This window comes from Microbacterium atlanticum, from assembly GCF_015277815.1.
Classification (GTDB): domain Bacteria; phylum Actinomycetota; class Actinomycetes; order Actinomycetales; family Microbacteriaceae; genus Microbacterium; species Microbacterium atlanticum.
Window position 1 is genome coordinate 1,023,073 of record NZ_CP063813.1, and the last position, 23,232, is coordinate 1,046,304.

20 protein-coding genes are annotated in these 23,232 nt (G+C 69.5%); 14 read left to right on the top strand and 6 right to left on the bottom strand.

Annotation, left to right across the window (positions count from 1 at the left end):
• Positions 1 to 12 precede the first annotated feature (12 nt).
• From IR212_RS04465 to IR212_RS04495, 7 genes are read left to right on the top strand one after another with little or no spacing between them, the layout of a single operon-like run.
• A complete protein-coding gene (locus tag IR212_RS04465) occupies positions 13 to 1,818 on the top strand; it encodes a glycosyltransferase family 2 protein (protein WP_194397781.1) in 1,806 nt (601 codons plus the stop codon).
• 55 nt (positions 1,819 to 1,873) lie between these two features.
• Positions 1,874 to 2,746 (top strand): glucose-1-phosphate thymidylyltransferase RfbA, encoded by an 873-nt coding sequence (rfbA, locus tag IR212_RS04470; RefSeq protein WP_194397782.1) that lies wholly within the window; start codon positions 1,874 to 1,876, stop codon positions 2,744 to 2,746.
• A gap of 3 nt (positions 2,747 to 2,749) precedes the next feature.
• On the top strand, positions 2,750 to 4,663 hold the full coding sequence (locus IR212_RS04475; protein ID WP_194397783.1) for a rhamnan synthesis F family protein: 1,914 nt from the start codon (positions 2,750 to 2,752) through the stop codon (positions 4,661 to 4,663).
• 42 nt (positions 4,664 to 4,705) lie between these two features.
• The gene (locus IR212_RS04480; RefSeq protein WP_194397784.1) at positions 4,706 to 5,629 is read left to right on the top strand and encodes an ABC transporter permease; all 924 of its coding nucleotides are present in this window, start codon (positions 4,706 to 4,708) and stop codon (positions 5,627 to 5,629) included.
• Positions 5,630 to 5,654: 25 nt separating this feature from the next.
• Entirely contained in the window at positions 5,655 to 6,869 is a 1,215-nt protein-coding gene (locus IR212_RS04485) for an ABC transporter ATP-binding protein (RefSeq protein WP_194398521.1), read from the top strand.
• Positions 6,870 to 6,881: 12 nt separating this feature from the next.
• A complete protein-coding gene (locus IR212_RS04490; protein ID WP_194397785.1) occupies positions 6,882 to 7,802 on the top strand; it encodes a hypothetical protein in 921 nt (306 codons plus the stop codon).
• A gap of 14 nt (positions 7,803 to 7,816) precedes the next feature.
• Complete coding sequence (locus IR212_RS04495) at positions 7,817 to 8,677, top strand: glycosyltransferase (protein ID WP_194397786.1); 861 nt, start codon at positions 7,817 to 7,819, stop codon at positions 8,675 to 8,677.
• On the opposite strand, the gene IR212_RS04500 is transcribed toward IR212_RS04495, so the two are convergent.
• A complete protein-coding gene (locus tag IR212_RS04500) occupies positions 8,662 to 10,164 on the bottom strand; it encodes a DUF2142 domain-containing protein (RefSeq protein ID WP_194397787.1) in 1,503 nt (500 codons plus the stop codon). The genes IR212_RS04495 and IR212_RS04500 overlap by 16 nt on opposite strands.
• Positions 10,165 to 10,241: 77 nt before the next feature.
• Here IR212_RS04500 and IR212_RS04505 point away from each other — a divergent pair, with 77 nt between their 5' ends.
• The 3 genes from IR212_RS04505 to IR212_RS04515 are packed head-to-tail and all read left to right on the top strand — an operon-like array spanning position 10,242 to position 12,930.
• Positions 10,242 to 10,832: an acyltransferase gene (locus IR212_RS04505; protein ID WP_194397788.1), complete on the top strand. Its 591-nt coding sequence runs from the start codon at positions 10,242 to 10,244 to the stop codon at positions 10,830 to 10,832.
• Positions 10,829 to 11,926 carry a DegT/DnrJ/EryC1/StrS family aminotransferase gene (locus IR212_RS04510; protein WP_194397789.1) on the top strand — a complete coding sequence of 366 codons (1,098 nt, stop codon included), beginning with the start codon at positions 10,829 to 10,831 and terminating at the stop codon, positions 11,924 to 11,926. Before IR212_RS04505 ends, IR212_RS04510 begins: the two co-directional genes overlap by 4 nt.
• Entirely contained in the window at positions 11,926 to 12,930 is a 1,005-nt protein-coding gene (locus IR212_RS04515; protein ID WP_194397790.1) for a Gfo/Idh/MocA family protein, read from the top strand. The genes IR212_RS04510 and IR212_RS04515 overlap by 1 nt, the downstream gene beginning before the upstream one ends.
• On the opposite strand, the gene IR212_RS04520 is transcribed toward IR212_RS04515, so the two are convergent.
• Positions 12,908 to 13,924 carry a glycosyltransferase family 2 protein gene (locus tag IR212_RS04520; protein ID WP_194397791.1) on the bottom strand — a complete coding sequence of 339 codons (1,017 nt, stop codon included), beginning with the start codon at positions 13,922 to 13,924 and terminating at the stop codon, positions 12,908 to 12,910. The two genes, IR212_RS04515 and IR212_RS04520, sit on opposite strands and share 23 nt — an antisense overlap.
• Positions 13,924 to 14,352 (bottom strand): GtrA family protein, encoded by a 429-nt coding sequence (locus IR212_RS04525; RefSeq protein WP_228479482.1) that lies wholly within the window; start codon positions 14,350 to 14,352, stop codon positions 13,924 to 13,926. Before IR212_RS04525 ends, IR212_RS04520 begins: the two co-directional genes overlap by 1 nt.
• A gap of 102 nt (positions 14,353 to 14,454) precedes the next feature.
• Here IR212_RS04525 and glf point away from each other — a divergent pair, with 102 nt between their 5' ends.
• Genes glf through IR212_RS04540 form a run of 3 tightly spaced genes read left to right on the top strand, consistent with a single transcriptional unit; the run spans position 14,455 to position 16,780 of the window.
• Positions 14,455 to 15,591: a UDP-galactopyranose mutase gene (glf, locus tag IR212_RS04530; protein ID WP_194397793.1), complete on the top strand. Its 1,137-nt coding sequence runs from the start codon at positions 14,455 to 14,457 to the stop codon at positions 15,589 to 15,591.
• A 56-nt stretch (positions 15,592 to 15,647) separates the two neighbouring features.
• Positions 15,648 to 16,385 (top strand): glycosyltransferase family 2 protein, encoded by a 738-nt coding sequence (locus IR212_RS04535; protein ID WP_194397794.1) that lies wholly within the window; start codon positions 15,648 to 15,650, stop codon positions 16,383 to 16,385.
• Positions 16,382 to 16,780 (top strand): DUF2304 domain-containing protein, encoded by a 399-nt coding sequence (locus IR212_RS04540; RefSeq protein WP_194397795.1) that lies wholly within the window; start codon positions 16,382 to 16,384, stop codon positions 16,778 to 16,780. The genes IR212_RS04535 and IR212_RS04540 overlap by 4 nt, the downstream gene beginning before the upstream one ends.
• Here the strand turns inward: IR212_RS04540 and IR212_RS04545 are convergent.
• On the bottom strand, positions 16,738 to 18,255 hold the full coding sequence (locus IR212_RS04545) for a DUF2142 domain-containing protein (protein WP_194397796.1): 1,518 nt from the start codon (positions 18,253 to 18,255) through the stop codon (positions 16,738 to 16,740). The genes IR212_RS04540 and IR212_RS04545 overlap by 43 nt on opposite strands.
• Positions 18,252 to 19,730 (bottom strand): DUF2142 domain-containing protein, encoded by a 1,479-nt coding sequence (locus tag IR212_RS04550; protein WP_194397797.1) that lies wholly within the window; start codon positions 19,728 to 19,730, stop codon positions 18,252 to 18,254. The genes IR212_RS04545 and IR212_RS04550 overlap by 4 nt, the downstream gene beginning before the upstream one ends.
• A gap of 159 nt (positions 19,731 to 19,889) precedes the next feature.
• Between IR212_RS04550 and IR212_RS04555 the strand changes: the two genes are divergently transcribed.
• Entirely contained in the window at positions 19,890 to 20,975 is a 1,086-nt protein-coding gene (locus IR212_RS04555; protein WP_194397798.1) for a UDP-N-acetylglucosamine 2-epimerase, read from the top strand.
• A gap of 12 nt (positions 20,976 to 20,987) precedes the next feature.
• Here IR212_RS04555 and IR212_RS04560 read toward each other — a convergent pair whose 3' ends face one another.
• Positions 20,988 to 23,225, bottom strand: coding sequence for a glycosyltransferase (locus tag IR212_RS04560; protein ID WP_194397799.1), 2,238 nt, complete (start codon positions 23,223 to 23,225; stop codon positions 20,988 to 20,990).
• Positions 23,226 to 23,232: the final 7 nt, after the last annotated feature.

Consider the following 23,232-nt stretch of genomic DNA (forward strand, 5'->3'; position numbering starts at 1 on the left):
TGGAACGCGTTCATGTCAGACATCCCCGCGCGCATCGCTCGCCGCGCGATCCGAAAGCTGCCCGATCCCGTCGTGGCCCGAATCCGCTCGGCCAGGACGGAGCGATCCTATGGTCTCAACACCCGGGGGATCACCGCGAACCCCGAGATGGTGGCGTGGTTCGCCGCCCACGCACGGCCGGTGAGCATCGTCATACCGAGCTACAACGATGTTCCGCTGCTCACGGCGGCGCTCGCCAGCATCGAGGAGACCTGCCGCGGAGCCGAGTACGAGGTCATCATCGTCGACGACTTCATCGACCCGCAGGTCTCCGAGCAGCTGAAGCAGCTCGAGAGCGACAGGGTCACGGTGGTGCTCAAGGACCGCCGTCTTGGCTTCGCAGGGACGGTCAACGTCGGCATGCAGCTCGCCCGGCACGACATCATCCTGCTCAACAGCGACATCGTCGCCAAGCCCGGCTGGCTCGAGGCCCTGCAGTACTCCGCGTACGCGCTGGACCCGGCCATCGGCATGGTCAGCCCGAAGCTGGTCTACCCCGACGGCCGCATACAGTACGCGGGGACGTACTACGCACGCCTCCTGGCCCCGCAGTGGTTCGGGCACCTCCACGTCGGGTCGCCGGCCACCAAGCCGACCGCCAACGTCGCAGGCTACAACCGGTCGATCTCCGGTGCCTGCGTCTACATCACCCGGGAGGCGTTCGACCGGGTCGGACTGCTCGACGACGAGTTCTGGCTGGGGTTCGAAGACGTCGACTACGGCTTGCGGGCGTGGGGGCGCGGCATCCGCTGCTTCTATCAGCCTGCGGCGATGCTGGTCCATCACGAGTCGGCGTCCCGAGGCTACAGCCAGGGTCAGCGCGAGCTGGCCTCGATGCGGCGGTTCTGGCGGCGGTGGGAGGACGAGTTCCTCGCGCGCCGCCGCGGCGCCGACGCGCCGGTGGATCTTGTCGTGGGGCCGGCCTCCGACGCCCCGTGGCGCCGCTACGTCGAGGCGCTGGCGGCGGCGCTCGCCGCCGACGGACGCGTCGTCGCCGTGCGGGAGGCGGATGGGCCCGGGCCGGACGACGCGCTCGTCGCGGAACTGGGGGAGCGCCGCGGGATCGCCGTGGCGTGCGACGAGGGCGCCGCGGAAACGGTCTGGCTCGCCTCGACGGCCGGCTCCCTCCCGGTGTATCTGCTGCCTGCGGTCGAGAGCATCCGGCACCCCCACGACGTCGAGACGCAGTCCCGGATCATCGCCGGCTACCGCCCCGAGTTCGACTACATCGCCCCCAACCGGTGGACCGCCGCGCAGCTGCAGGCCGAGGCCGCGTGGGAGACAAGGCGCCGGATCCCGCCCGCGCTCGAGCCCGACCCGCTGCCGGAGGCTGCCGACGACGTCGTTGTGACGATCGGGGCCGGCCCGGCGGAGCGCCGCGTGGCAGAGGCGGCGGCGGCCGGCCCGGGCGCACGCGCCGTCCATCTGGAGTCCGGGGCCTCACCGGTGGAGGTCGCGGCGTTGAAGCCCCGCGCGGTGGTGGACCTCGTCGAGCACCAGTCCAGCCTCGAGCCGTTCGCCCTCATGTCCTGCGGCGCCGTCTACCTCGCCCCCGTCGACGGCCGGCTCGCACACGAGGTGCTCGACGGCTACAACGCGCTGCTCTTCTCGCGCGGTGACCTCGACCAGCTGCGTCGCTCGCTGGACGACGCGCTCGGCGATGACGCCGTGTGGACGGAGATCCGTCACAACGGGCACGCCTCGGCGACCCGTGCTGCCGGCGCGGCGGCCAGGGCATTCGCCGACGCGCTCCTGGACTTCTCGCAGTCGCCGATCTGACCGTCCGCCGTCGCCCGGTTTGAGCGGGATCGTCGCATCAGCGACACTTGACGTCATGCGTGGCATCATTCTGGCCGGCGGCACGGGTTCGCGGCTGCATCCGATCACCCTCGGCATCTCCAAGCAGCTCGTCCCCGTCTACGACAAGCCGATGATCTACTATCCGCTGTCGACCCTGCTCCTCGCGGGGATCCAAGACATCCTCATCATCACGACGCCGCAGGATGCCGACCAGTTCCAGCGTCTCCTCGGCGACGGTGAGCGGTTCGGCATCTCGCTGACGTACAAGACGCAGCCCTCGCCCGACGGGCTGGCGCAGGCCTTCGTCCTCGGCGAGGACCACATCGGGTCCGACTCGGCCGCGCTCGTGCTGGGTGACAACATCTTCTACGGCCAGGGGATGGGCACCCGCCTCCGCCAGTACACCGACCTCGACGGCGGCGTCGTGTTCGGCTACTGGGTCGACGACCCGACGGCGTACGGCGTCGTGGAGTTCGACGCCGACGGCAAGGTGGTGTCGCTGGAGGAGAAGCCCGCGCAGCCCAAGAGCAACTACGCCGTCCCCGGACTCTACTTCTACGACAACGACGTCGTGGAGATCGCGAAGAACCTGAAGCCGTCGCCGCGCGGCGAGCTGGAGATCACCGATGTGAACCTGGAGTACCTGCGGCGCGGCGCGCTCCAGGTCGAGCTCCTGCCCCGCGGGACGGCGTGGCTCGATACCGGGACCTTCGACTCGCTGGCCGAGGCGACCGACTTCATCCGCACCGTCGAGAAGCGGCAGGGACTGTCGATCGGCTGCCCGGAGGAAGTCGCCTGGCGCATGGGATTCCTCACCGACGACGAGCTCCGCCGCCGCGCCGAGCCTCTGGTCAAGAGCGGCTACGGCTCGTATCTGCTCAAGGCGCTCGAGCAGCGGCTGCGCTGACCCGTGGTCGCCGACGGATCCGCCGTCCCGCCCGCCCTCGCCTTCCCGCCCGACGGACGACGCCTGGTCGTCTATGTCGTCTGGGATCGCCGCGGGGGAGTGGACGACTACATCCCGTATGCGCTGCAGGGCATGCGCGACGACGCCGCGCACATCCTCGTCGTGGTCAACGGGTCGCTCTCGGCAGAAGGGCGGGCCAAGCTCGAGCCGGTCGCCGACGACATCCTCGTCCGGTCGAACGAGGGCTTCGACATCTGGGCGCACAAGGCCGCGCTGGAGCGCCTCGGTGACGCGGTCGCGGAGTACGACGAGATCATCTTCACCAACGACACATGGTTCGGCCCTGTCCGTCCCTACGCGCCGGTGCTGCAGCGGATGGCCGAGCGGCCGACGCACTTCTGGGGCATGACGGACCACGCCCGCGAGGAGCCGAATCCGTTCACGGGCAAGGGCGTCCTCCACTACCACCTCCAGTCGTTCTGGGTGGCGGTGCGGCGCAGCATGTTCCTCTCGGACGCGTGGCGCGACTACTGGCGCGACCTTCCCGAGATGCCGACGTACTTCGACGCGGTGCTCGCGCATGAGGCGGTGTTCACCCACTACTTCGCCACGCGGGGCTTCTCGCACGACGTGGCCTTCCCGTCGGCGGAGTATCCGACCGACCACCCGGCGCTGTTCAATCCCGACCTGCTGCTGGCGGACGGATGCCCGGTGATCAAGCGCCGGCCGTTCTTCCACTACCCGCCGTTCCTGGATCGCCACGCGGTCATCGGCCGTGAGCTGGTCGCCCGGCTCGAGGGGTACGGCTATCCCATGCCGCTGTTCTGGCAGAACCTCGCGCGCAACGTCGAGCCGAAAGTGCTGAACGCGGATGCCGGGATGCTCGAGGTCCTCCCCGGCGTCGATCTCTCGTACGACCCCGCGCAGCCGCTGCGCACCGTCGCGATCCTCCACATCTTCTACGTGGAGATGACAGGGGAGATGCTCGACCGGGTGGACACGCTCCCTGGTCCCTACGACCTCGTGGTCACCACCACGGACACCGACCGGGCGGACCGGATCCGCTCGATCATCTCGGAGCACGGGGCGCCGCGGGGGTCGATCGAGGTCCGCGTCGTCGACTCCAACGACGGCCGTGACCAGAGCGCCTTCCTGGTCGGCTGTCGGGACGTGGTCGTCGACGGCGGTTACGACCTGGTGGTGAAGCTGCATTCGAAGAAGACGCCGCAGGACGGCTTCAACATCGGTCGGCACTTCAAGGAGCAGCAGTTCCGCAACCTGCTGGACAGCCCCGGCCACACCGCCAACCTCGTCGCGCTCTTCCAGCGGGAGCCGGGCCTCGGTCTGGTCTACCCGCCGATGATCCACATCGGCTACCCCACGCTCGGGCGCGCCTGGTGGGCGAACAAGGACGGTGTGGCAGCGCTGTGCGATCGACTCGGCATCCGCGTCCCGCTGGACGACGTCTCGCCGCTCGCGCCGTACGGCTCGATGTTCATCGGCCGGCCCGAGGCGCTGCGGCTCCTCCTGACGGAGCCGTGGTCGTACGAGCAGTTCGGGGGCAGCGAGACGTACGCGGACGGCGGGCTCGCCCATGTGCTGGAGCGCATGCCGTCGTACGCCGCGGGGGAGCTCGGCTACCACACCCGGACCGTGGCCACGCCCGAGTACATGTCGATCAGCCACACCGCCCTCGAGTACAAGCTGGATCAGCTGACCGCGACGCTCCCGGGCGACACGGTCGATGCCATCCACTACCTGCGCGGCGCCGGCAATGTCGGCGACGGCCGGCTCATCGACTTCGCGCGGATGTGGTTCCGCCTCCACCATCCCGGCACGGGAGCGGCGCTCCGACGCGTCGTGGGGCGCGAGGCCGTGCTCGGCAAGGCGCTGCGACGGATTCCTCGCCGCCGCTGAGCAGGGCGGTTGCTCAGGAACCCGGGCGGTAGGATCTTCAGGATGTCCACTTCGCCCGAATCGAGCGCAGCCGCGCGCTTCGCGCGTATCGACGCACTCCCCATGCGCTCCGTCGGCGCACCGGCAGGTCTCAAGCCCCGCGAGCTGTGGGGCTCGGTGGGGTCGATCCTGTCGCATCGCGAGATGCTGGACCTGCTGATCCGCCGCGACCTGAAGGCCCGCTACAAGGACTCCACCCTCGGGTTCTTCTGGTCGCTTGCGCGGCCGCTGATGCAGCTGGGCATCTACTTCGTCGTCGTCGGCCAGTTCCTGGCGGCGGCTCGCGGCATCCCGGACTTCGCTGTCTACATCTTCGCCGGGCTGACCGCGATGGGGCTGTTCACCGAGATCGTGATCGGCGCGACCGGCTCGATCCTCGGCAACGCCGGTCTGGTGAAGAAGGTCTTCGTCCCGCGAGAGGTGTTTCCGCTCGCGAGCGTGGGTTCGGCCCTGTTCAACTTCCTGATCCAGCTGGCCCTGCTCATCGCCGCCACCATCCTGGTCGGCAAGCCGCCGCTGCACCCCGAGTTCTTCTACTTCTTCCCCGCCCTCGCGGTCATCGTGGTCTACGGCACCGCCCTGGGTCTGCTGTTCAGCGCGGTCAACGTCTACCTGCGCGACGTGCAGTACCTTGTGGAGCTCGGGACGATGCTGCTGTTCTGGGCCAGTCCCATCGTGTACTCGTGGCAGATGGTCAGCGACCAGCTGAAGAACGCCCCGATCCTGCTGGACATCTACACCAACAACCCGCTGACGCTCGCCGTGATCGGGTTCCAGAAGGCGTTCTGGGTCGCCGGCGAGGACGTCCCGCAGCCGTCGGATCTGCTGCTGCGCCTGGTCGTCGCCCTCCTGATCGGGCTCGTGCTGCTGTTCGTGAGCCACCGCGTCTTCCTGCGTCTGCAGGGCAACTTCGCCCAGGAGCTGTGAGATCTTGACCACGCCCGCCATCACGATGAACGCGCCCGACGTGGTGCGCATCAGCAACGTCTCCAAGCGCTTCGTCGTGCGCAAGGACTCGTCCATCAAGGAGCGCATCGTCACGCTCGGGCGCGCAGGGCGCCGGCACCGCCAGGACTTCTGGGCGCTGCGCGACGTGAGCCTCGCGATCCAGGCCGGCAGCACCATCGGGTTGATCGGGCACAACGGCTCGGGCAAGAGCACGCTGCTCAAGGTCATCGGCGGCATCATCGATCCGACGGAGGGGACGGTCGAGGAGCGGGGACGCCTCGCCGCACTGCTCGAGCTCGGCGCCGGGTTCCACCCCGATCTCACCGGCCGCGAGAACGTCTACTTGAACGCCTCCGTGCTGGGCATGAGCCGCGAAGAGACCGAGGGCAAGTTCGCCGACATCGTGGCGTTCTCGGGCATCGGCGACTTCATCGACACGCAGGTGAAGTTCTACTCGTCGGGCATGTACGTGCGCCTTGCCTTCGCCGTCGCGGTCCACACCGACCCCGACATCCTCCTGGTGGACGAGGTGCTGGCCGTCGGCGACGAGGCGTTCCAGCGGAAGTGCCTCGACAAGATCCGCTCGTTCCAGGCCGAGGGCCGCACGATCGTCATCGTCAGCCATTCGCTCGGTCAGATCACCGAGCTGTGCGACCGCGCCGTCCTCCTCAACGCGGGCCGCATCGTCTACGACGGCGATCCGGCGATCGCCGTGGCGCGCTTCCGCGACATCCTCGACGAGCGGCGCATCGCCGAGGACGACAAGGCGGCCGCCGCCGAACCGGAGCCCCCGATCGCGGAGCCGCGGATCCTCGGTGCCGAGCTCGAGGTGATCGGCGGGAACGCCGCCGGCGAGGTCACCCCGGGCAGCGACATCCGCATCACCGTCGACGTGGAGTCCGAGGCGCCCGTCGAGCGCTGGCGCTGTGCGATCCAGATCGACTCGGTCCTCGGCACCGGCGTATACGGCACGACGACGGATCGGATGGGAATGCACCCGCCGACCCTGCTGGGCCGGCGCCGGGTCGAGTTCCTGCTGAGGGACGCCCGGTTCGGCACCGGCAAGTACTTCGTCAACGTCTCGCTCATGGACGAGGCGGGGCGCCACCTCGACGACGCGCGGCTGGCGTGCTCGTTCAACGTCGAGCAGTACGCGCTCTCGGCGGGGATCGTCCACCTGGCGCCGGAGTTCATCGACCACGGCGAGCTCGCGTCGTGAGCAGCTGAGCTCGTGGCGGACACCCCCGTGGCCTCTCGGCGCGCACGAGGCCTGATCGACCGGGCGCGACGCGTCGCCGGCCGCGTCGTGCATCGGCCGCGTGCCGCACCGCGGTTCGCGGCATCCCTTCCCCGGCTCGCGGGCGGTGCGGCGCGCCGCGCGGTGTGGCGGTTCGAGACGGTGCGTCAGGCGATCTTCGGCGTGTGGCTGGCTCGGATCGTGGGAGCGGCCCCGCACGACGCACTCCCCGTCATCGTGTGCCTGTGGAACCGGCCCCAGCGCATCCGCCGGACGCTGCAGCTGCTGGCCGAGCAGGAGGGCGCCCCGCCACTGCGCGTCATCTTCTGGAACAACAAGCCGGTCAATGACCGGCACTACCTCGGTGAGATCGAGGCGTTCGGCGCCACCGGCGCCATCGCCGCCATCGATTACCACAGCAGTCGGGTCAACATCGGCGGCATCGCCCGCTTTCTCGTCGCCCGCAGCATCACCCGCGACGCGCCGTCGACGCCGTTCGTGATGCTGGACGACGACCTCGACCCGTCCGCGACGTTCGTCCGAGATCTCCTCGCCGCGTACTCGCCCCGCACCTACGCGGGTTTCTGGGCCTTCGTCATCCTCGACCAGTACTGGGAGCGTCGCAACGCCGTCGCCGGCGAGGCCGCGCAGTACGTGGGCACCGGCGGCACGGTGTGCGACGCGGCGCTCGTGCGCGAGCTCGGATTCTTCCTCCGGCTCCCCGGCCGGTTCGCCTTCATCGAAGACCTGTGGGCGAGTGCCTACGCCGCATCGCGCGGATGGCGCGTGCAGAAGGTCGACACACCGGTCGAACTCACCAGCGAGGACTCGAACCAGTACCTCGGGATGATCGAACTGAAAGCCCGGTTCTGGGCGTACCTGCGTACGCGTCTGGAGGCGGCGAGGCCATTGTGACAGGAGGACCCCGAATGAACGGCCGCACGGGACGACGGGTCGCCGGCGTGGTGCTCGCGTACCACCCCGAGGCCGACATCGCCGACAACGTGCGGGCGCTGCTCGCGGAGGCGGACGAGGTGTACCTCGTCAACAACTCGCCAGACGAGGCGTCTCGAGCCGTCCTCGCACCGGTGGCGGCGGACGACCGCGTCACCGTCCTCGAGCAGCCCGGCAACGTCGGCGTGGCCGCCGGGTTCAATGCCGGCATGCGGGCCGCCCTCGACGCGGGCGCCGATTTCGTCTGGATCTTCGATCAGGACAGCACCGTCACCGCCGGAATGCTGGCCCGGCTTCTTGCCGCCCATGCCGCCGCCGGAGACACGGCCGGGATCATCGCCCCGGCACTGCGGTCGCACGCCACCGGGGTCGTGTACCGCCGTGAGACCGGCGACGGCGCGCGAGAGGTCGACGTGCTCATCAGCTCGGGAGCCTTGTTCTCCCGCCGGCTGCTGGAGCGGATCGGCCTGCACGACGAAGCGCTCTTCATCGACTACGTCGACCACGACATCAGCCTGCGGGCCCGCGCGAAGGGGTTTCACAACTACAAGGTCTTCGACGCGCTGCTGGACCACCGTTTCGGCGATTCCGATCCCGTCCGCCTGCTCGGCCGCCGGGTGTATCTGTCGAACTACTCGCCGATGCGGCAGTTCCACATGGCGCGCAACCGCGTCATCGTCATCCGCCGGTACGGGTTCGGCCGCTGGTTCTGGGAGGACCTGGCCTTCACGACGAAGGCCTGGATCAAGGTGCTGCTGCGCGAGACAGATCGATGGACCAAGATCCGTGCCGCATCGCGCGGCGCGTGGGCTGGCCTGCGCTACAAGGACGTGTGAACGAGCTCGTCGTCTCGCGACGTCCGCTCAGATGTCGGCTGGTCGTCGTCGAGCCGTGCGACCACGAGCCACAGCAGCCCCAGCGCCGCCGCGAACGCTGCGGAGCCCCCCAGCCACACCACGAGCGGTGACGGTGCCGCGCTCCACCACCACTCCGCTCCGGCGCCGGGATCCAGGGCGTTGCTGTCCTGACCCACGGTGTAGCGACGGATGTTGTCGTGGAGCGCGAGCGACATCGCGAACGCCAGCGCCAGCGCGGCCACGAAGGAGCGCGGTCCGCGCCATGCCTGGACGATGCGCGGCGCGAGGGTGGCCACGCCGACGAGGATGATCATGAGCGGCAGCACATAGCGCGACTGCACCGTCGTCCCGACGATGGAGCGCGACTGCGCGAGGAGCACCAGGGGAACCGCCCAGAGCGCGGCAGCCGCCAGCGCGAGGGCCACGGCGCGTCGCGGCCGGACGCGGTGGATGCCGATGAAGACGGCCGCGCAGAAGACCCCGAACGCCAGCACATGCACGCTCGCGGGCAGCTGCGTGTCGAGCCATCCCAGCCCCACCGCGCCGAAAGCGCCCGTGAACAGCTGGGGGAGTTCGAGCAGGTTGCTGAGGTGCTGCGAACCGGACAGCGGCGGATTCTCGTTCGGGAGCCCGGAGGCGAGCACCCCTCCCTGCCCGGAGGTGAAGTAGAAGGCGGCGGCGGTCACCACGATCAGCGCCGCGGCGATCGCGGGGACGACGGGCGGCCGGCCGCGGCGCAGGCCGAGCACGGCAGCGAGGAGCACCCCGAACACCGCGAACACGCCCGCATCGGCGCGCGCCCCCGCCCCGAGGAGGGTCGCCAGCACGGCGAGCCCCGCCAGGACGATCTGTCGCCGGCCCGTCGTGCGCAGCGCTCCGTACAGGCTCACCCACACGACGGCGGCCGACAGCAGAGCCCAGGAGGACGGGTTGGTCGAGGCGAAGACGAAGAGTCCGAGGGGGACGGAGGTGGCCACGACGGAGACGACCAGGGCGGGTCTCGTCGATCGGGGAAGCGCGAAGAACGTCGCGGTCAGCAGCCCAACGGTCAGCGCCGAGTTGAACACGCGCATCGCCAGGACGGAGGTCGTGACGTCGGGTCCGACGAAGAGGCTCATCACCCCGTAGAACACCGGCGGGTACAGGCCGCGCGCGTTCATCCACGCCGCCTCCACCATGTCGACGGTGACGGGGTTCCAGCAGTCCGCGCTCTGGTCCGAGCGGAACGCGTAGCACGGGGCGTTGACCACCGGCCCCGGTACCATCCGGGTGTCGGGGTCGTCCGTCGGCTCGCACAGGGCGTCGCGGTCGCCGATTCCGCACCAGATCGAGGGGAGGTGGAAATCGTCGTCCGGGCTCGAGCCGATGGGCGACGCGAAAACCCACGACAGCAGCGTCAGCAGGAAGAGCAGCGGCACGGCGATGGAGGCGACGCGACGAAGCCTCGCGTCGCTCTCGGTTGTCACGATCCCATCGTAATCGAGGCGCGTGCCCGCCCCGGCTAGACTGGGTGCTCGTGTCTGCTGACTCCCCGCCCCCCGCCGTGCGCGTCGTTCCGAGTGCCGATGTCGCCTCCGACGCGGTGATCGGCGAAGGCTCCTCGATCTGGCACCTCGCCCAAGTGCGTGAGGGGGCGCGGCTCGGGCGCAACTGCATCGTGGGACGCGGCGCCTACGTCGGCTCCGGGGTCGTCATGGGCGACAACTGCAAGGTGCAGAATTACGCCCTCGTGTATGAGCCGGCCTCGCTCGGGGACGGCGTGTTCATCGGGCCCGCCGTCGTTCTCACCAACGACACGTATCCGCGCGCGATCAATCCGGACGGCTCGCTCAAGAGCGCGCACGACTGGGAGCCCGTCGGCGTGACCATCCGCACCGGCGCGTCCATCGGCGCGCGGTCCACCTGCGTTGCCCCGGTCACCATCGGCGCGTGGGCCACCGTGGCCGCCGGTGCGGTCGTGGTGAAGGATGTGCCCGACTTCGCGCTGGTTGCCGGCGTCCCCGCCCGCCGGATCGGCTGGGTAGGCCAGGCGGGGCTGCCGCTCCTCGCCCTGGATGAGGGGCGCTGGCGCTGCCCTGCCACCGAGCGGACGTATATCGAAACCGACGGGATTCTTTCCGAGGAGGACGCATGACCGACTTCATCCCCGCCGCCAGGCCGATCATCGGCGACGACGAGCGTGCCGCCGTCGACCGCGTCCTGCGCAGCGGAATGGTCGCCCAGGGCCCCGAGGTGGCCGCCTTCGAGGCAGAGTTCTCGGCGCACTTCGTCGACGGACGTCCCGTCGTCGCGGTCAATTCCGGCACCTCCGGCCTTCACCTTGGTCTTCTCGCCGCCGGGGTCGGCCCGGGCGACGAGGTGATCGTCCCCTCGTTCACCTTCGCCGCGACCGCCAACTCGGTCGCCCTCACCGGTGCCACCCCGGTCTTCGCCGACATCGAGCCGGAGACGTTCACGCTGGACCCGGCGTCGGTAGAAGCAGCCATCACCGCCAGGACCAAGGGGATCATGCCGGTCCACCTGTACGGGCACCCCGCGCGCATGACGGAGCTCGGCGCCCTGGCGGACAGCCATGGCCTCGCGCTGTACGAGGATGCCGCCCAGGCACACGGCGCGGCGCTCGGCGGCCGTCCGGTCGGCACATTCGGCGCGTTCGCCATGTTCTCGCTGTACCCGACGAAGAACATGACCAGCGGCGAAGGCGGCATGATCGCCGCGGCCGACGACCGGATCGCCCGCAACGCCCGCCTGCTGCGCAACCAGGGCATGGAGCGCCAGTACGAGAACGAGGTCATCGGCTTCAACGCCCGGATGACCGACATCCACGCCGCCATCGGGCGCGTCCAGCTGACGAAGGTCGATGCCTGGACGGAGGCCCGCCGTCACAACGCCGCGGTCCTCGATGAGAACCTGCGCGGCGTCGTCGTCCCGCCGGTCGCGGACGGAGCGAGGCACGTCTACCACCAGTACACCGTCCGCGTCCCCGAGGACCGGGACGGCTTCGTCCAAGCGCTCAAGGAGGAGCACGGCGTGGGCAGTGGGGTCTACTACCCCATCCCCAACCACCGCCTGCCGTCCCTCGAGCGCTTCGCGCCGGGACTGCACCTCGACCAGACCGAGCGCGCCGCGGCGGAGGTCGTCTCCCTGCCGGTGCACCCGTCGCTGGTTGAGGCCGACCTCGAGCGCATCGTGACCGCTGTGAACGCCGTCGCCGGGGCGGGCGCCTGATGGCCGGACTGAGAGCGGGCCTTCTCGGTCTCGGGATGATGGGGCGCCATCACGCCCGGATCCTGCGCGATGTGGACGGCGTCGAGCTGGTGGCCGTCGCCGACCCCGGCGGAGACCCGCACCGCGTCGCCGGTGGCCTTGACGTGCTGCCCGACGTCGAAGCGCTCATCGCCGCGGGCCTGGACATCGCGATCGTGGCGATCCCCACCCGCTTCCACGCCGACGCCGCGCTGGCCCTCGCGGACGCGGGCATCCACACGCTGGTCGAGAAGCCGATCGCCGAAGACACCGAGACCGGCTACCGGGTGGCGGCGGCGTTCGGCGAGCGTGGACTGGTCGGCGCGGTCGGGCACGTCGAGCGGTTCAACCCGGCGCTGCAGCAGTTGCGCGCACGGCTGGCCCACGGGGACGCCGGGGACGTCTATCAGATCGCCACCCGCCGCCAGAGCAGCTTCCCCGGGCGCATCGGCGACGTCGGCGTCGCCAAAGACCTCGCCACCCACGATGTGGACCTGACGGCCTGGGTCGCTCAGTCGGGCTATGAGTCGGTGTCGGCGCAGACCGCCCACAAGAGCGGCCGCGCGTTCGAGGACATGATCTCGATGACCGGCCGCCTGCGCAACGGCGTCATCGCCAATCACCTCATCAACTGGCTGAGCCCGATGAAGGAGCGCGTCACGGTCGTCACGGGCGAGCGCGGCACCTTCATCGCCGACACGGCGACCGGCGATCTCACGTTCTATGCCAACGGTACCGTCGCGCTGGAATGGGAGTCGGTGTCGACTTTCCGCGGCGTCTCGGAGGGGGATGTGACGCGCTTCGCGTTCGCGAAGAAGGAGCCGCTGCGGGCCGAGCTGGAGGCCTTCCGCGACGCGGTGCGCGGCGAGGAGACGCAGCTGTCCACGATGGCGGAGGCGGCGCACACCCTCGAGGTCGTCGAGTCCGCGCTGCGCTCGGCCGGTGGTGGCGGCGTCCTGGTCGCTACGGCGCCTGCGGCGGGCTGATCCGCTTCGGCTCCTCGGGAGGCCCCGCGCTTCCGACCGCCCCGAACGGCGGGTAGGTCGGAGCCGACGGGGTGGCCTGGATGTCCAGCTGGAGTGCGCTGATGAGCATCTGCGTCCCCAGCATGAGCGGGAGCGCGGCCAGCATCACCGTCCCCGCGGTCGCGATCACCGAGCCGAAGACCTGGAAGAGGATCCAGATGCTGACGGCGATGCCGAAGGCGAACAGGATGAGGCCGAGGAAGAGCAGCAGCGCGATCGGCGAGAACGACCACAGCACGTAGCGATACCAGATCCGGGTCCAGAAGCCGACGGTGAGCCGGTGCAGGAGCTCGGGGATCACCCGTCGCAGCTTGATGCTCGACACCTCCTCGCCGTACACCGCGGGTATGGGGACGTCGACGGCGGGGACCTGGAGGATGTTCAGGTGGATGAGGAGGTCGTTCTCGAAGCTGTAGCGCTTGGCGATGCGGTCCAGCGGCAGCCGGCGGACCACGTCGGCCCGCACTGCGGTATACCCGTTCTGAGGGTCGAAGAGGTTCCAGTACCCCGACGTCAGCTTGGTCATGAACGACAGCACGATGTTGCCGAACACGCGATAGCCCGGCATCCCGGTGAACGATTCGGGCGCATAGAAGCGGTTGGCCTTGGCGAACCCGTAGCCGCCGTCCGTCACGCTGTCCAGGAGCTTGGGCAAGTAGTGCGGATCCATCTGCGCGTCGCCGGCCATGATCACATTGACGTCGCTCCCGAGTTCGAGGGCGGCCTTGTGACCCGTGATGATCGCGCCGCCCACGCCCTGGTTCACCTCGTGCCGGATGAGAGTGACGCGCTCGCTGCCGACGCGCTGGACGGCTCCGCTCGTATCGTCAGGGCTGCAGTCGTCGACGATGACGATGTCGTCGACGTAGTCCGGCATCGTCTCGATGACCCGGCTGATCATGCGCTCTTCCTTGTAGGCGGGCACGACGGCCGCGATCCGGGCTCCCCGGTACATCAGCTTCCCTTCCGGGCTGAGAACACCCAGTACCGATAGATGAAGTAGTTCCAGATCGTGGTGGCCACCACGGCGGCGATCTTGCCGACGATCCACGGCAGCCCCAGTGCATCTGCGGCCCACACGATGCCGGTCGTGGCCACGGTGTTCGCGGCCACCAGGATCGCGTAGCGCACGACGCTGGGCGCGACGTCGTCCGACGCCCGGAAGGCGACCGTGCGCTGCAGCGTGTAGGTGAAGGCGAAGCTGAGCAGGAAGGCGGCGGGCGTGCTGATCGGCAACGGCACCCCCAAGACGTCGTGGAGCAGCCAGAGCACGCCGACGTCGAACAGGAACGCGAGGCCGCCCACGAACAGGTAGCGGACGGCGCTGGAGGACCAGATGCGGACGATCAGCGGGCTCGGCTCGGGGCGAGGTTCCGCATGCACGTGCTCCATCTTCCCATGCGTCCGCGCTGCGCCCACTCCCGACGGAGCGGCGAGCCGCCCGGCGTTAGGCTTGTCGGGGCTCTCGCCCGGAAAGTTGAGCATATGGATCTCCTCATCGTCGGCTCCGGATTCTTCGGCCTCACGATCGCCGAGAGGGCGGCGGCCGCTGGACGCCGGGTAACGGTCATCGACCGGCGCGACCACATCGGCGGCAATGCGTACAGCGAGTCCGATCCCGACACGGGGATCGAGGTGCACCGCTACGGCGCTCACCTGTTCCACACCTCGAACCCGGTCGTGTGGGAGTACGCCAACCGGTTCACGCAGTTCACCGATTACGTGCACCGCGTCTACACCACGCATCGCGGGGTGGTGTACCCGCTGCCGATCAACCTCGGCACCATCAACCAGTTCTTCGCCGCGGCCTACACCCCTGCGCAGGCCCGTGCCCTGGTGCAGGAGTCGGCCGGCGAGTACGACCCGAAGAACGCCCGCAACCTCGAGGAGCGCGGCATCGGCCTGATCGGCCGGCCGCTCTACGAGGCGTTCATCCGCGGCTACACCGCCAAGCAGTGGCAGACCGATCCGAAGGATCTGCCCGCGGGCGTCATCAGCCGGCTCCCGGTGCGCTACACCTACGACAACCGGTACTTCGACGACCGCTGGGAGGGACTCCCCGTCGATGGATACACCGCGTGGCTCGAGAGGATGGCCGACCACCCGCGCATCGAGGTCCGCCTGTCGACGGACTACTTCGACGCGTCGCAGCCGCTGCACAAGGCGGCGACGGCGGGGCAGGTGCCCGTGGTCTACACCGGGCCGATCGACCGCTACTTCGACTACAGCGAAGGGGCGCTGTCGTGGCGGACCCTCGACTTCGAGCGAGAGGTCGTCGCGGTGTCCGACTTCCAGGGCACCCCGGTCATGAACTACGCCGACGAGGACGTGCCGTACACGCGCATCCACGAGTTCAAGCACTTCCACCCCGAGCGCTCGGACCGCTACCCGGCCGACCGGACCGTCATCGTGCGCGAGTACTCCCGCTTCGCGGGCGACGACGACGAGCCGTACTATCCAGTCAACACCCCGGACGACCGCGACGGCCTGCTGGCGTACCGGGAGCGAGCGAAGGCGGAGACGGACGTCTACTTCGGAGGCCGGCTGGGCACCTACCAGTACCTGGACATGCACATGGCGATCGGCTCGGCGCTGTCGATGTGGAACAACCAGCTGGCGTGATGTCCGCCTCCACAGCCCCACGGTCCGACGCCGACCCGCTCGATAGACTTCACCGCATGACTGCCCACGACCGGCGCGTCCTCGTCGTGATGCCTGCCTTCAACGAAGCGGAGGCGATCGGCGGGGTGATCGCAGAGGTGCGGTCGACACTGCCCACTGTCGACGTCGTCGTGGTCGACGACGGCTCCGGCGACGACACGTCCCGCATCGCCAAGGCGGCGGGGGCGATCGCGCTGCGTCTGCCGTTCAACCTCGGCGTCGGTGGTGCGATGCGGCTCGGCTACATCTACGCCGTCGAGAACGGGTACGACGTGGTGGTCCAGGTCGACGCCGACGGACAGCATGACCCGGCCGCGGTGCCCGACCTCGTCGAGAAGCTCGACGAGGCCGACATCGTCATCGGTGCGAGGTTCGCCGGCGTGGGCGACTACAGCGCCCGGGGTCTGCGCCGGCTCGCCATGCGCGTGATGGCCAAGGTCCTGAGCCGCACTGCCAAGACCACGCTCACCGACACGACGTCCGGCTTCAAGGCGTGCGGGCCCCGCGCCGTGGCCCTGTTTTCGGAGAACTATCCGGCCGAATACCTCGGGGACACCATCGAGGCGCTCGTCATCGCCGCCCGGTCGGGATGCCGCATCACCCAGGTGCCCGTCGCGATGCGCGTGCGCGCCGGGGGCAAGCCGTCCCACAACCCGTTCCGCTCGGCCGTCTACCTGCTCCGCGCCTTCGTGGCGCTGGGCTTCGCGTACGTCCGGCCGGCGCCGGCCGTCACGTCGTCCCGAGTGAGCGCATGACCGCGACCGCGTACCTCGTCGGCATCGCCGGCGCCGTCCTGATGCTCTCGGTCGTCATCGAGCTGCTCCGGCGCCGCCGGCTGCGTGAGCGTCACGCCGTGTGGTGGCTGATCGCGACGACGCTGGCCGTGATCGCCGGACTCTTCCCCGGCCTGCTCGTGTGGGTGGCCGACCTCGTGGGCGTGGTGCTGCCGGCGAACCTCGTCTTCTTCGTCAGCATCGGCATGCTCGTGCTCGTGGCCATCCAGCACAGCGCCGAGCTGACCGACCTCGAGTCCGAGACGCGGGTGCTCGCCGAGCGCACCGCGCTGCTGGAGGAGCGCATCCGACTGCTGGAGGCGGGGCAGCGCGCTCAGCTCTCAGAGGCGGACGAGGGCTCCGATCCCGCCATCTGAGCGAGGCGTGCGGAGGCCGCCGTCGCGCTCGACCACGCGAAGGCGACGAGCAGGCCGGCGGTCAGCGCCGCCGCGGCCGATCCCGCGAACCAGACGAGCATCGGCGACACCGGTGCGTTCCACCACCATTCGATCGGATCGTTCAGGTTGAAGGTCTCGTTGTCGAGGCCGGTGATGTAGCGCCGGAGGTTGACGTGCAGCGCGACGCCGGCCGCGATCGCCAGGGCGACGGCCACGAGCACCAGCTGCAGCCGGCCGAGTCCCAGCGCGGCTCCCGAGAGGCCGATGAGAACGACGCCGGCGAGCACGATGATGAGCGGGTAGATGTAGCGCGGCTGGACGAACTGCCCGACGACGACGCCGTCGTTCAGCAGGATGTACATCGGCACGGCGACGAGGCTCAGGCTGACGCCTGCGACGACGATCCACTTCCGGACGTCGCCGGTGCGCATTCCCCAGAACGAGACCCCGCCGAAGACGACGAGCGCGAAGACCCAGACGACGCCGGGCATCGTGGTGTCGAGCCAGCCCAGACCTCCGACCTGCCATATGCCGAAGACGCCCGCCCAGAGCTCCGGCAGCTGCTTGATGTTGATGAAGGCCAGCAGGGATAGCGGAATGTCGCCGTCGGACGCTGCGGTGTCACTCGTGACGACGGCGGATTGCCGGCCGCTGAAGAAGAACAGCACCGCGATCACGACGAGGCCGAAGGGAAGCAGGAGGTCCCGCGCGAAGGCGCGCGTGCGCGAGGCGGAAAGCACACAGGCGACCGCGAGCGCGAGCACACCGTAGACTGCGGCGTCGCTCCGCGCGCCTGCTCCCACCACGAGCAGCAGGCTCGTCATTCCCGCGAGGGCCCACTTGCGCCATCCCTCGGCCCGGAAGAAGCCCCACGCGGCCACCCACAGGCCAGTGGCCGACAGCACCGCCCAGGAACTGGGATTCACGCTCGGAATCAGGAAGAGGCCGAGCGGCACGGCGGTGACGGCGGCCCCCCAGACGAGAACCGGGCGCAGACCGCGGGGCAAGAGGAAGAACAGCCCGGCGAGGACCGCGACATAGAGCAGCGCGTTGGCGGAGCGCATCAGGATGACCGACGTCGAGACGTCGTCCGTGACGAAGAGGCTCATGGTCCCGTAGAACACCGGCGGGTAGGCGCTCACATACCAGTTCCCGCGTTTCGTGCTCGACAGCTCCCCGACATCCACCGGGCAGGCCGCCGACACGTCCGGGCGGAACTTGAAGCAGCCGACCCAGTCGACGAGCTCCGCCGGCACGCGGCGCGACACCTCCGCGCCCGCCTCCTCGCACTGACCCGGCTCGATGCCCTGGGCGCACCAGATGCTCGCCAGGTGGTAGTCGTCGTCGGGGCTCGAGCCGGGCGGTGAGGACACCCCCCACGCGAGGAGGGTGACGGCGAGCGAGAGCGGCACGAGGACCATGCCGAGGCTGCGCGCCCAGCGGGGGAGCTTCATGACACTCCTGTGTGGGTCGGTTCAATGCGCGGTCGCCATGCCGCAAAGGTGAGCGCCGCGATCCCGACGAGGAATGCCACGGATCCGGCGGCCCACAGCGCCATCGGCGACACCGGAGCGTTCCACCACCACTCGACGTTGGCGTCGAGGTCTACGCCGAGCACGTCGTCACCCGTGACATACCGCCGGATGTTGACGTGCAGCGCCACGCCGTTGGCGAGCACGAGCGAGCAGGCGGCGACGATCATCTGGAGGCGGCTGAGCCCCAGATCTGGACGGATGCCGCCCACGAGGGCGATGCCGGCGAGCATGATCACGAGCGGGTAGACGTAGCGCGACTGCACGCCGCCTTCACCGGCGACCACGCCGTCGTGCACGAGGATGTAGAGCGGGATGATGGTGAGGCTCGCAGCGACGCCGGCCAGCGCGACCCACTTGCCCCACGTGCCGCTTCGCAGCCCCCAGAACACGACCGCGCCGAACAGCGTCAGCGCGGTGACCCAGACCGCACCGGGCATCTCGGTGTCGAGCCAGCCGAGCGGCGATGTACCGAACACCCCGGCCCACAGCTCGGGCAGCGCCTTGAGGTTGGCGAAGACGAGGGTGGAGGCGGCGAGCCCCTGGTCGCCTGCAGCCGTGCCGGCGGACACCACAGCGGACTGGCCGGCGGTGAAGAAGAACAGTGCGGCGACGACCGACAGGCCGGCGGGGACGAGCAGGCGAAGCACATAGGCGCGGTCACGGCGGACGGCGATCGTCGCCCCCGCGAGCATCGCGATCACCCCGTACACGGCGGCGTCGCTGCGCGCACCCGCGCCGAGCAGAAGCAGCAGTCCCGCCAAACCCGCAAGGAGCCACGCCCGCCTTCCCGGGGTGGTCATGAACCCCCATACCGCCACCCACAGGCCCGTCGCCGAAAGCACGGCCCACGAACTGGGATTCACGCTCGGGATGAGGAACATCGCCAGGGGAACAGCGGTCACCGCGGCGCCCCACACCAGCGGGGGCCGCTTCTGCCGGGGGAGGAGGAAGAACAGGGCGGTGAGGACGCCGACGTACAGCACCGCGTTCGCGCTGCGCATCAGCACCACCGAGAAGGCGACGTCTTCGGTGACGAAGAGGTTCATCACCGCGTAGAACACCGGCGGGTACGCGCCGGTGAGCCAGTTCCCACGATCGAACGCGATCATCTCGCCCTCGGCCAGGGGGCACGCCGCGGACTCGGATCGGAACGCGTAGCAGACGGACGCCTTGCGCACGCCCGGCGGCACGAAGCGCTCATCGGGGTCGGTCGCGGCCTCGCAGCGCCCGTCGACCTCGCCGGCCGCGCACCAGATGCTCGCCAGGTGGTAGTCATCGTCCGGGCTCGATCCCGGCGGTGAAGACAGTCCCCATGACAGGAGCGCGAGCAGGATCGCCAGTGGAGCGAGCACGGCGGCAACGGCACGCACACGGGGGCGGGGTCTCTTCGTCACGCTGTGTTTCTCGTCGATCGAACCGCGTCGGCGACGCGCGCAGAGGTGGGACGAGGTGAACCGGCACGGTTAAGCTGGTCGGATGATCGCCTACCGGTTCCCATCGTATCGAGCCCTCGGCGCATATTCGATTCGTCGCGTGTCGGGCGCGGGGCGCGCGTGATCGTCTTCATCTACGGCACGACGGCGGAGGCGATCAAGATCGCCCCCGTGGCGCGACGACTGAGGGCCCGGGGCATCCCGTACACGCAGTGGATCACTCAACAGCACACCGAGGCGCTGCGTCGTGCGATCCCCGAGCTCGGGCTGGACGCGCCGAGCGAGGTCATCGCCGACGGCTGGCGGGGCAAGCCGCTGAAGACACCGCTGCAGATGGTGGGGTGGGCCTTCTCGGTCGTGGGGTGGACGATCCGGAATCTGCGGCGGGTCCGACGGACCCTGCCGGCGGGCTCGGTCATCGTGGTGCACGGCGACACGATGACGACGGTCCTCGGCACGTTCATCGGGCGACTCCTGCGAACGCCGGTCGCGCACATCGAAGCAGGACTGCGGTCCGGCGATTGGCGGCATCCGTTCCCCGAAGAGCTCGATCGGCGCATCGTGGGCGTGTTCGCCCAGATCCACTACGTTCCGTCGCAAGAGGCGGCAGACAACCTGCGCGGGCGCGAGAACGTGGTGCTGACGCACGGCAACACCGCCAAGGATGCCGTGCGCGACGCGGCAGCGGCGGCTGGCCCCGAGGCCGGCGCCGAGGGCGCGTACGCGCTGGTGCTCCTGCACCGCTACGAGTTCATCTCGAACCAGGCGCTCGTGCGCGACACCCTGCGCACACTCTCCGCGCACAGCGAGGTCCCGCTGCGCCTCATCGTCGACTCGTATTCGCGCGGTGCGATCGAGCAGACGATCGAGGACGAGGGGCTCGCCGGCTTCACGCTGATCACCAAGCTCGAGCACGGCCGGTTCGTCGCCGCGATGAAGGGCGCCGAGTTCATCGTCACCGACTCGGGCGGCATCCAACAGGAAGCCGCCGCGCTCGGCGTGCCCACCCTCATCCATCGCAAGGTCACCGAAGGGCGCGAAGGATTCGGGTCGAGCGCGGTCCTCTCGGGCTGGGATCTGAGCGTGCTTCGCGAGTTCCTCGCCTCGTACGAGCGGCTGCGCACGGGGGATGCCGGAGCGGATGCCTCGCCGTCCGAGATCATCGTGGACGACCTGGTGGCGCGGGGCCTCGCGGTTCCGTCCTGACCTCCGCCCCGGTCACGAGCCGACGATCGCAGGCTCCTCGTTGCGATGCGTCGAGCGGATCCAATCCTCGTTGCAGTAGTCGTCCTTGTAGACGGCCAGGCGCGTGAAGCCCACCACGGACTGCCAGGCGTCGGCGAAGCGGAATCGGCTCGTCCCGGTCTCGTGGGCCTCGCTCAGTGTGACGGGCACCTCACGGACGATCAGGTGCTGCTGTTCCGCGGCGAGGACGAGTTCGGTGGTCCACATGAGACCCGTCTCCCGGGAGAGGTGGGCGAACGCCCGCGCCCACACGCCGTCGACCCAGATCGTGCCCTGGCTGTCGCCCACGCGCGACTGCAGCAGCGCTTCGCGCAGGAAGCGGAAGATCCTCGACTGCACCGTGCGTCGCCAGCTTCGCGTGACGTCCGAGGCGGGGTGCGCCTTGGATCCGATCGCGACCACGACATCGTCGGGGAGAAGGCGAAAGCCCTCCAGATCGGTGAAGCCGAACGGGAGGTCGTCGGCGGTGAGGAGCAGCCTCCGGCCGGTGCTGGCCAGCACGCCCGCCCGGAGCGCCTCGCCCAGGCCCGGGGCGGAATGCACGACGACAAGGCGGCTCGGAGAGTCCCACGTCATGGCCAGCTGTTCCAGCACCTCCTGCGTGGAGTCGGACGAGCCGTTCTCCACGACGATGACCTCATCGTCGGCGGACAGGACTCCAGCCAGAGCCGTCGCCGTCTGCACGATGACATCCTCGCCGTTGCGCGTCGGGACGATCGCCGACACCCCTCGCCCGGGGGATATGGGACCGGTCGCCGGTAGCAGCCGCGCACGGGCGCTGAGGCGCGTGCGCTCCACCGCGCGCACATGCGAAGGCATCGAGGTGAGCGACCAGACGACCGCGCCGAGGGCGACCGCCGACAGCAGACCGAGGGCGGGCATCAGCTCCGAGTAGTAGTACAGGAGGGGCATGACCAGCACCGGGGCCGCGAGACCCAGCAGCAACGTGGGCAGCGCGATGGCGAGCGCAGCCTTGAGCGATCGCCGTTGGGGGACGCGACGCGTCAGCGCCAGCACAAAGCCGACGATGACGAAGATGATCATCGCGCCGAAGTGCTTGACGACGAACAGCAGCTTCTGGACGTAGGTGCCCAGCGCGCCGGACGGGTCGGATGCCACGGCCTGGAGGTACCGATCCTGGAGGACGAGGTCGTCCCGTGCACCGGCGTCGATGCCGTCGGGATCCCCCTCGCCGGCGGTCTGCCACGCGTACTCGTCCGACCAGGGGATGCCGAAAGTCGAAGGCTGACCGGTGACCGGCTCCGGGTAGGAGAGACCGAGATAGAGCGAATGCCACACGCCGTGGCCGCTGGGGACAGCCTCGAGCGCCAGCCCCGTCGCCGCGGACCTGCCGGCGTCGACCGCGCCCATCACCGTGGTCTGGATCCCGAACGCCAGTGCGATCGCCATCCCGGCTGCCGTGATCGCCCGCAGCCACCGCCACCGCCGCGTTCCGTTCAGCCACCACAGCACACCGACAGCCGCGGCCACGCCGACGCCCGACGACGGCCGGAACAGGTTGCCGAACCCCGCCAGGACGACGATCGCCAGGCTCGCCGCGATCAGTGCTCCCGGAGACAGCCGGTAGGTGCTGAACAGCAGACAGAGGGCGAGCGAGAGGAAGACGACCGCCGCAGCGATGCCGTAGAGCGCGTAGACGCGGACCGGGGAGATCTCGTCCGACAGTCCGTAGGCGGTGCCGGTGAGCACCGTGCCGTTGTTGACCAGCCACATCAGGGCGGGGAGGAGCGCGAGTGCGTAGCCCGCGCGCGCGCGTCGGAAGATGCGCGCCACGGCGGTGGGCAGCCAGATGAGCGGTGCGGAGATGAGGAGAGCCTGCACGATCGAGAGGCCCGGATACGGCGAGTCCGAACCCGTGACGTGGGCCATGAGACTCGCGACGATGTACGAGCCGGGGCCGACATCCCAGGCGGTCGAGCTGACGGGGCTGTCCGATGGCGCGCCGGTCCCGCCGGGCACAGCTGCCGCCTCCGTGGCGAGGAGGATGCCGGTGTCGCGAAACGCGTCGTATGTGGAACGCAGCTCGGCGTCACGCGTGGAGTGCCACGGCAGTTCGGGCATGGACATGACCGCGATGAACGAAGTCACGGCGAGGGCGAGGCCGACGAGGACGAGGAAGAGGCTCGTCGAGCGAGGCCAGATCCGGTTCGTCGAGGGCGCGGTCTCCACTGGCGAGGGGATGAGCGTCATTGGTCCA

What these genes read in the sequence shown, in the direction of transcription:
- IR212_RS04465 (WP_194397781.1), top strand. Translation starts at nt 13, where the DNA reads ATGTCAGACATCCCCGCGCGCATCGCTCGCCGCGCGATCCGAAAGCTG.
- rfbA (WP_194397782.1), top strand. Translation starts at nt 1,874, where the DNA reads ATGCGTGGCATCATTCTGGCCGGCGGCACGGGTTCGCGGCTGCATCCG.
- IR212_RS04480 (WP_194397784.1), top strand. Translation starts at nt 4,706, where the DNA reads ATGTCCACTTCGCCCGAATCGAGCGCAGCCGCGCGCTTCGCGCGTATC.
- IR212_RS04485 (WP_194398521.1), top strand. Translation starts at nt 5,655, where the DNA reads ATGAACGCGCCCGACGTGGTGCGCATCAGCAACGTCTCCAAGCGCTTC.
- IR212_RS04495 (WP_194397786.1), top strand. Translation starts at nt 7,817, where the DNA reads ATGAACGGCCGCACGGGACGACGGGTCGCCGGCGTGGTGCTCGCGTAC.
- IR212_RS04510 (WP_194397789.1), top strand. Translation starts at nt 10,829, where the DNA reads ATGACCGACTTCATCCCCGCCGCCAGGCCGATCATCGGCGACGACGAG.
- IR212_RS04515 (WP_194397790.1), top strand. Translation starts at nt 11,926, where the DNA reads ATGGCCGGACTGAGAGCGGGCCTTCTCGGTCTCGGGATGATGGGGCGC.
- IR212_RS04520 (WP_194397791.1), bottom strand. Translation starts at nt 13,924, where the DNA reads ATGTACCGGGGAGCCCGGATCGCGGCCGTCGTGCCCGCCTACAAGGAA.
- glf (WP_194397793.1), top strand. Translation starts at nt 14,455, where the DNA reads ATGGATCTCCTCATCGTCGGCTCCGGATTCTTCGGCCTCACGATCGCC.
- IR212_RS04535 (WP_194397794.1), top strand. Translation starts at nt 15,648, where the DNA reads ATGACTGCCCACGACCGGCGCGTCCTCGTCGTGATGCCTGCCTTCAAC.
- IR212_RS04540 (WP_194397795.1), top strand. Translation starts at nt 16,382, where the DNA reads ATGACCGCGACCGCGTACCTCGTCGGCATCGCCGGCGCCGTCCTGATG.
- IR212_RS04545 (WP_194397796.1), bottom strand. Translation starts at nt 18,255, where the DNA reads ATGAAGCTCCCCCGCTGGGCGCGCAGCCTCGGCATGGTCCTCGTGCCG.
- IR212_RS04560 (WP_194397799.1), bottom strand. Translation starts at nt 23,225, where the DNA reads ATGACGCTCATCCCCTCGCCAGTGGAGACCGCGCCCTCGACGAACCGG.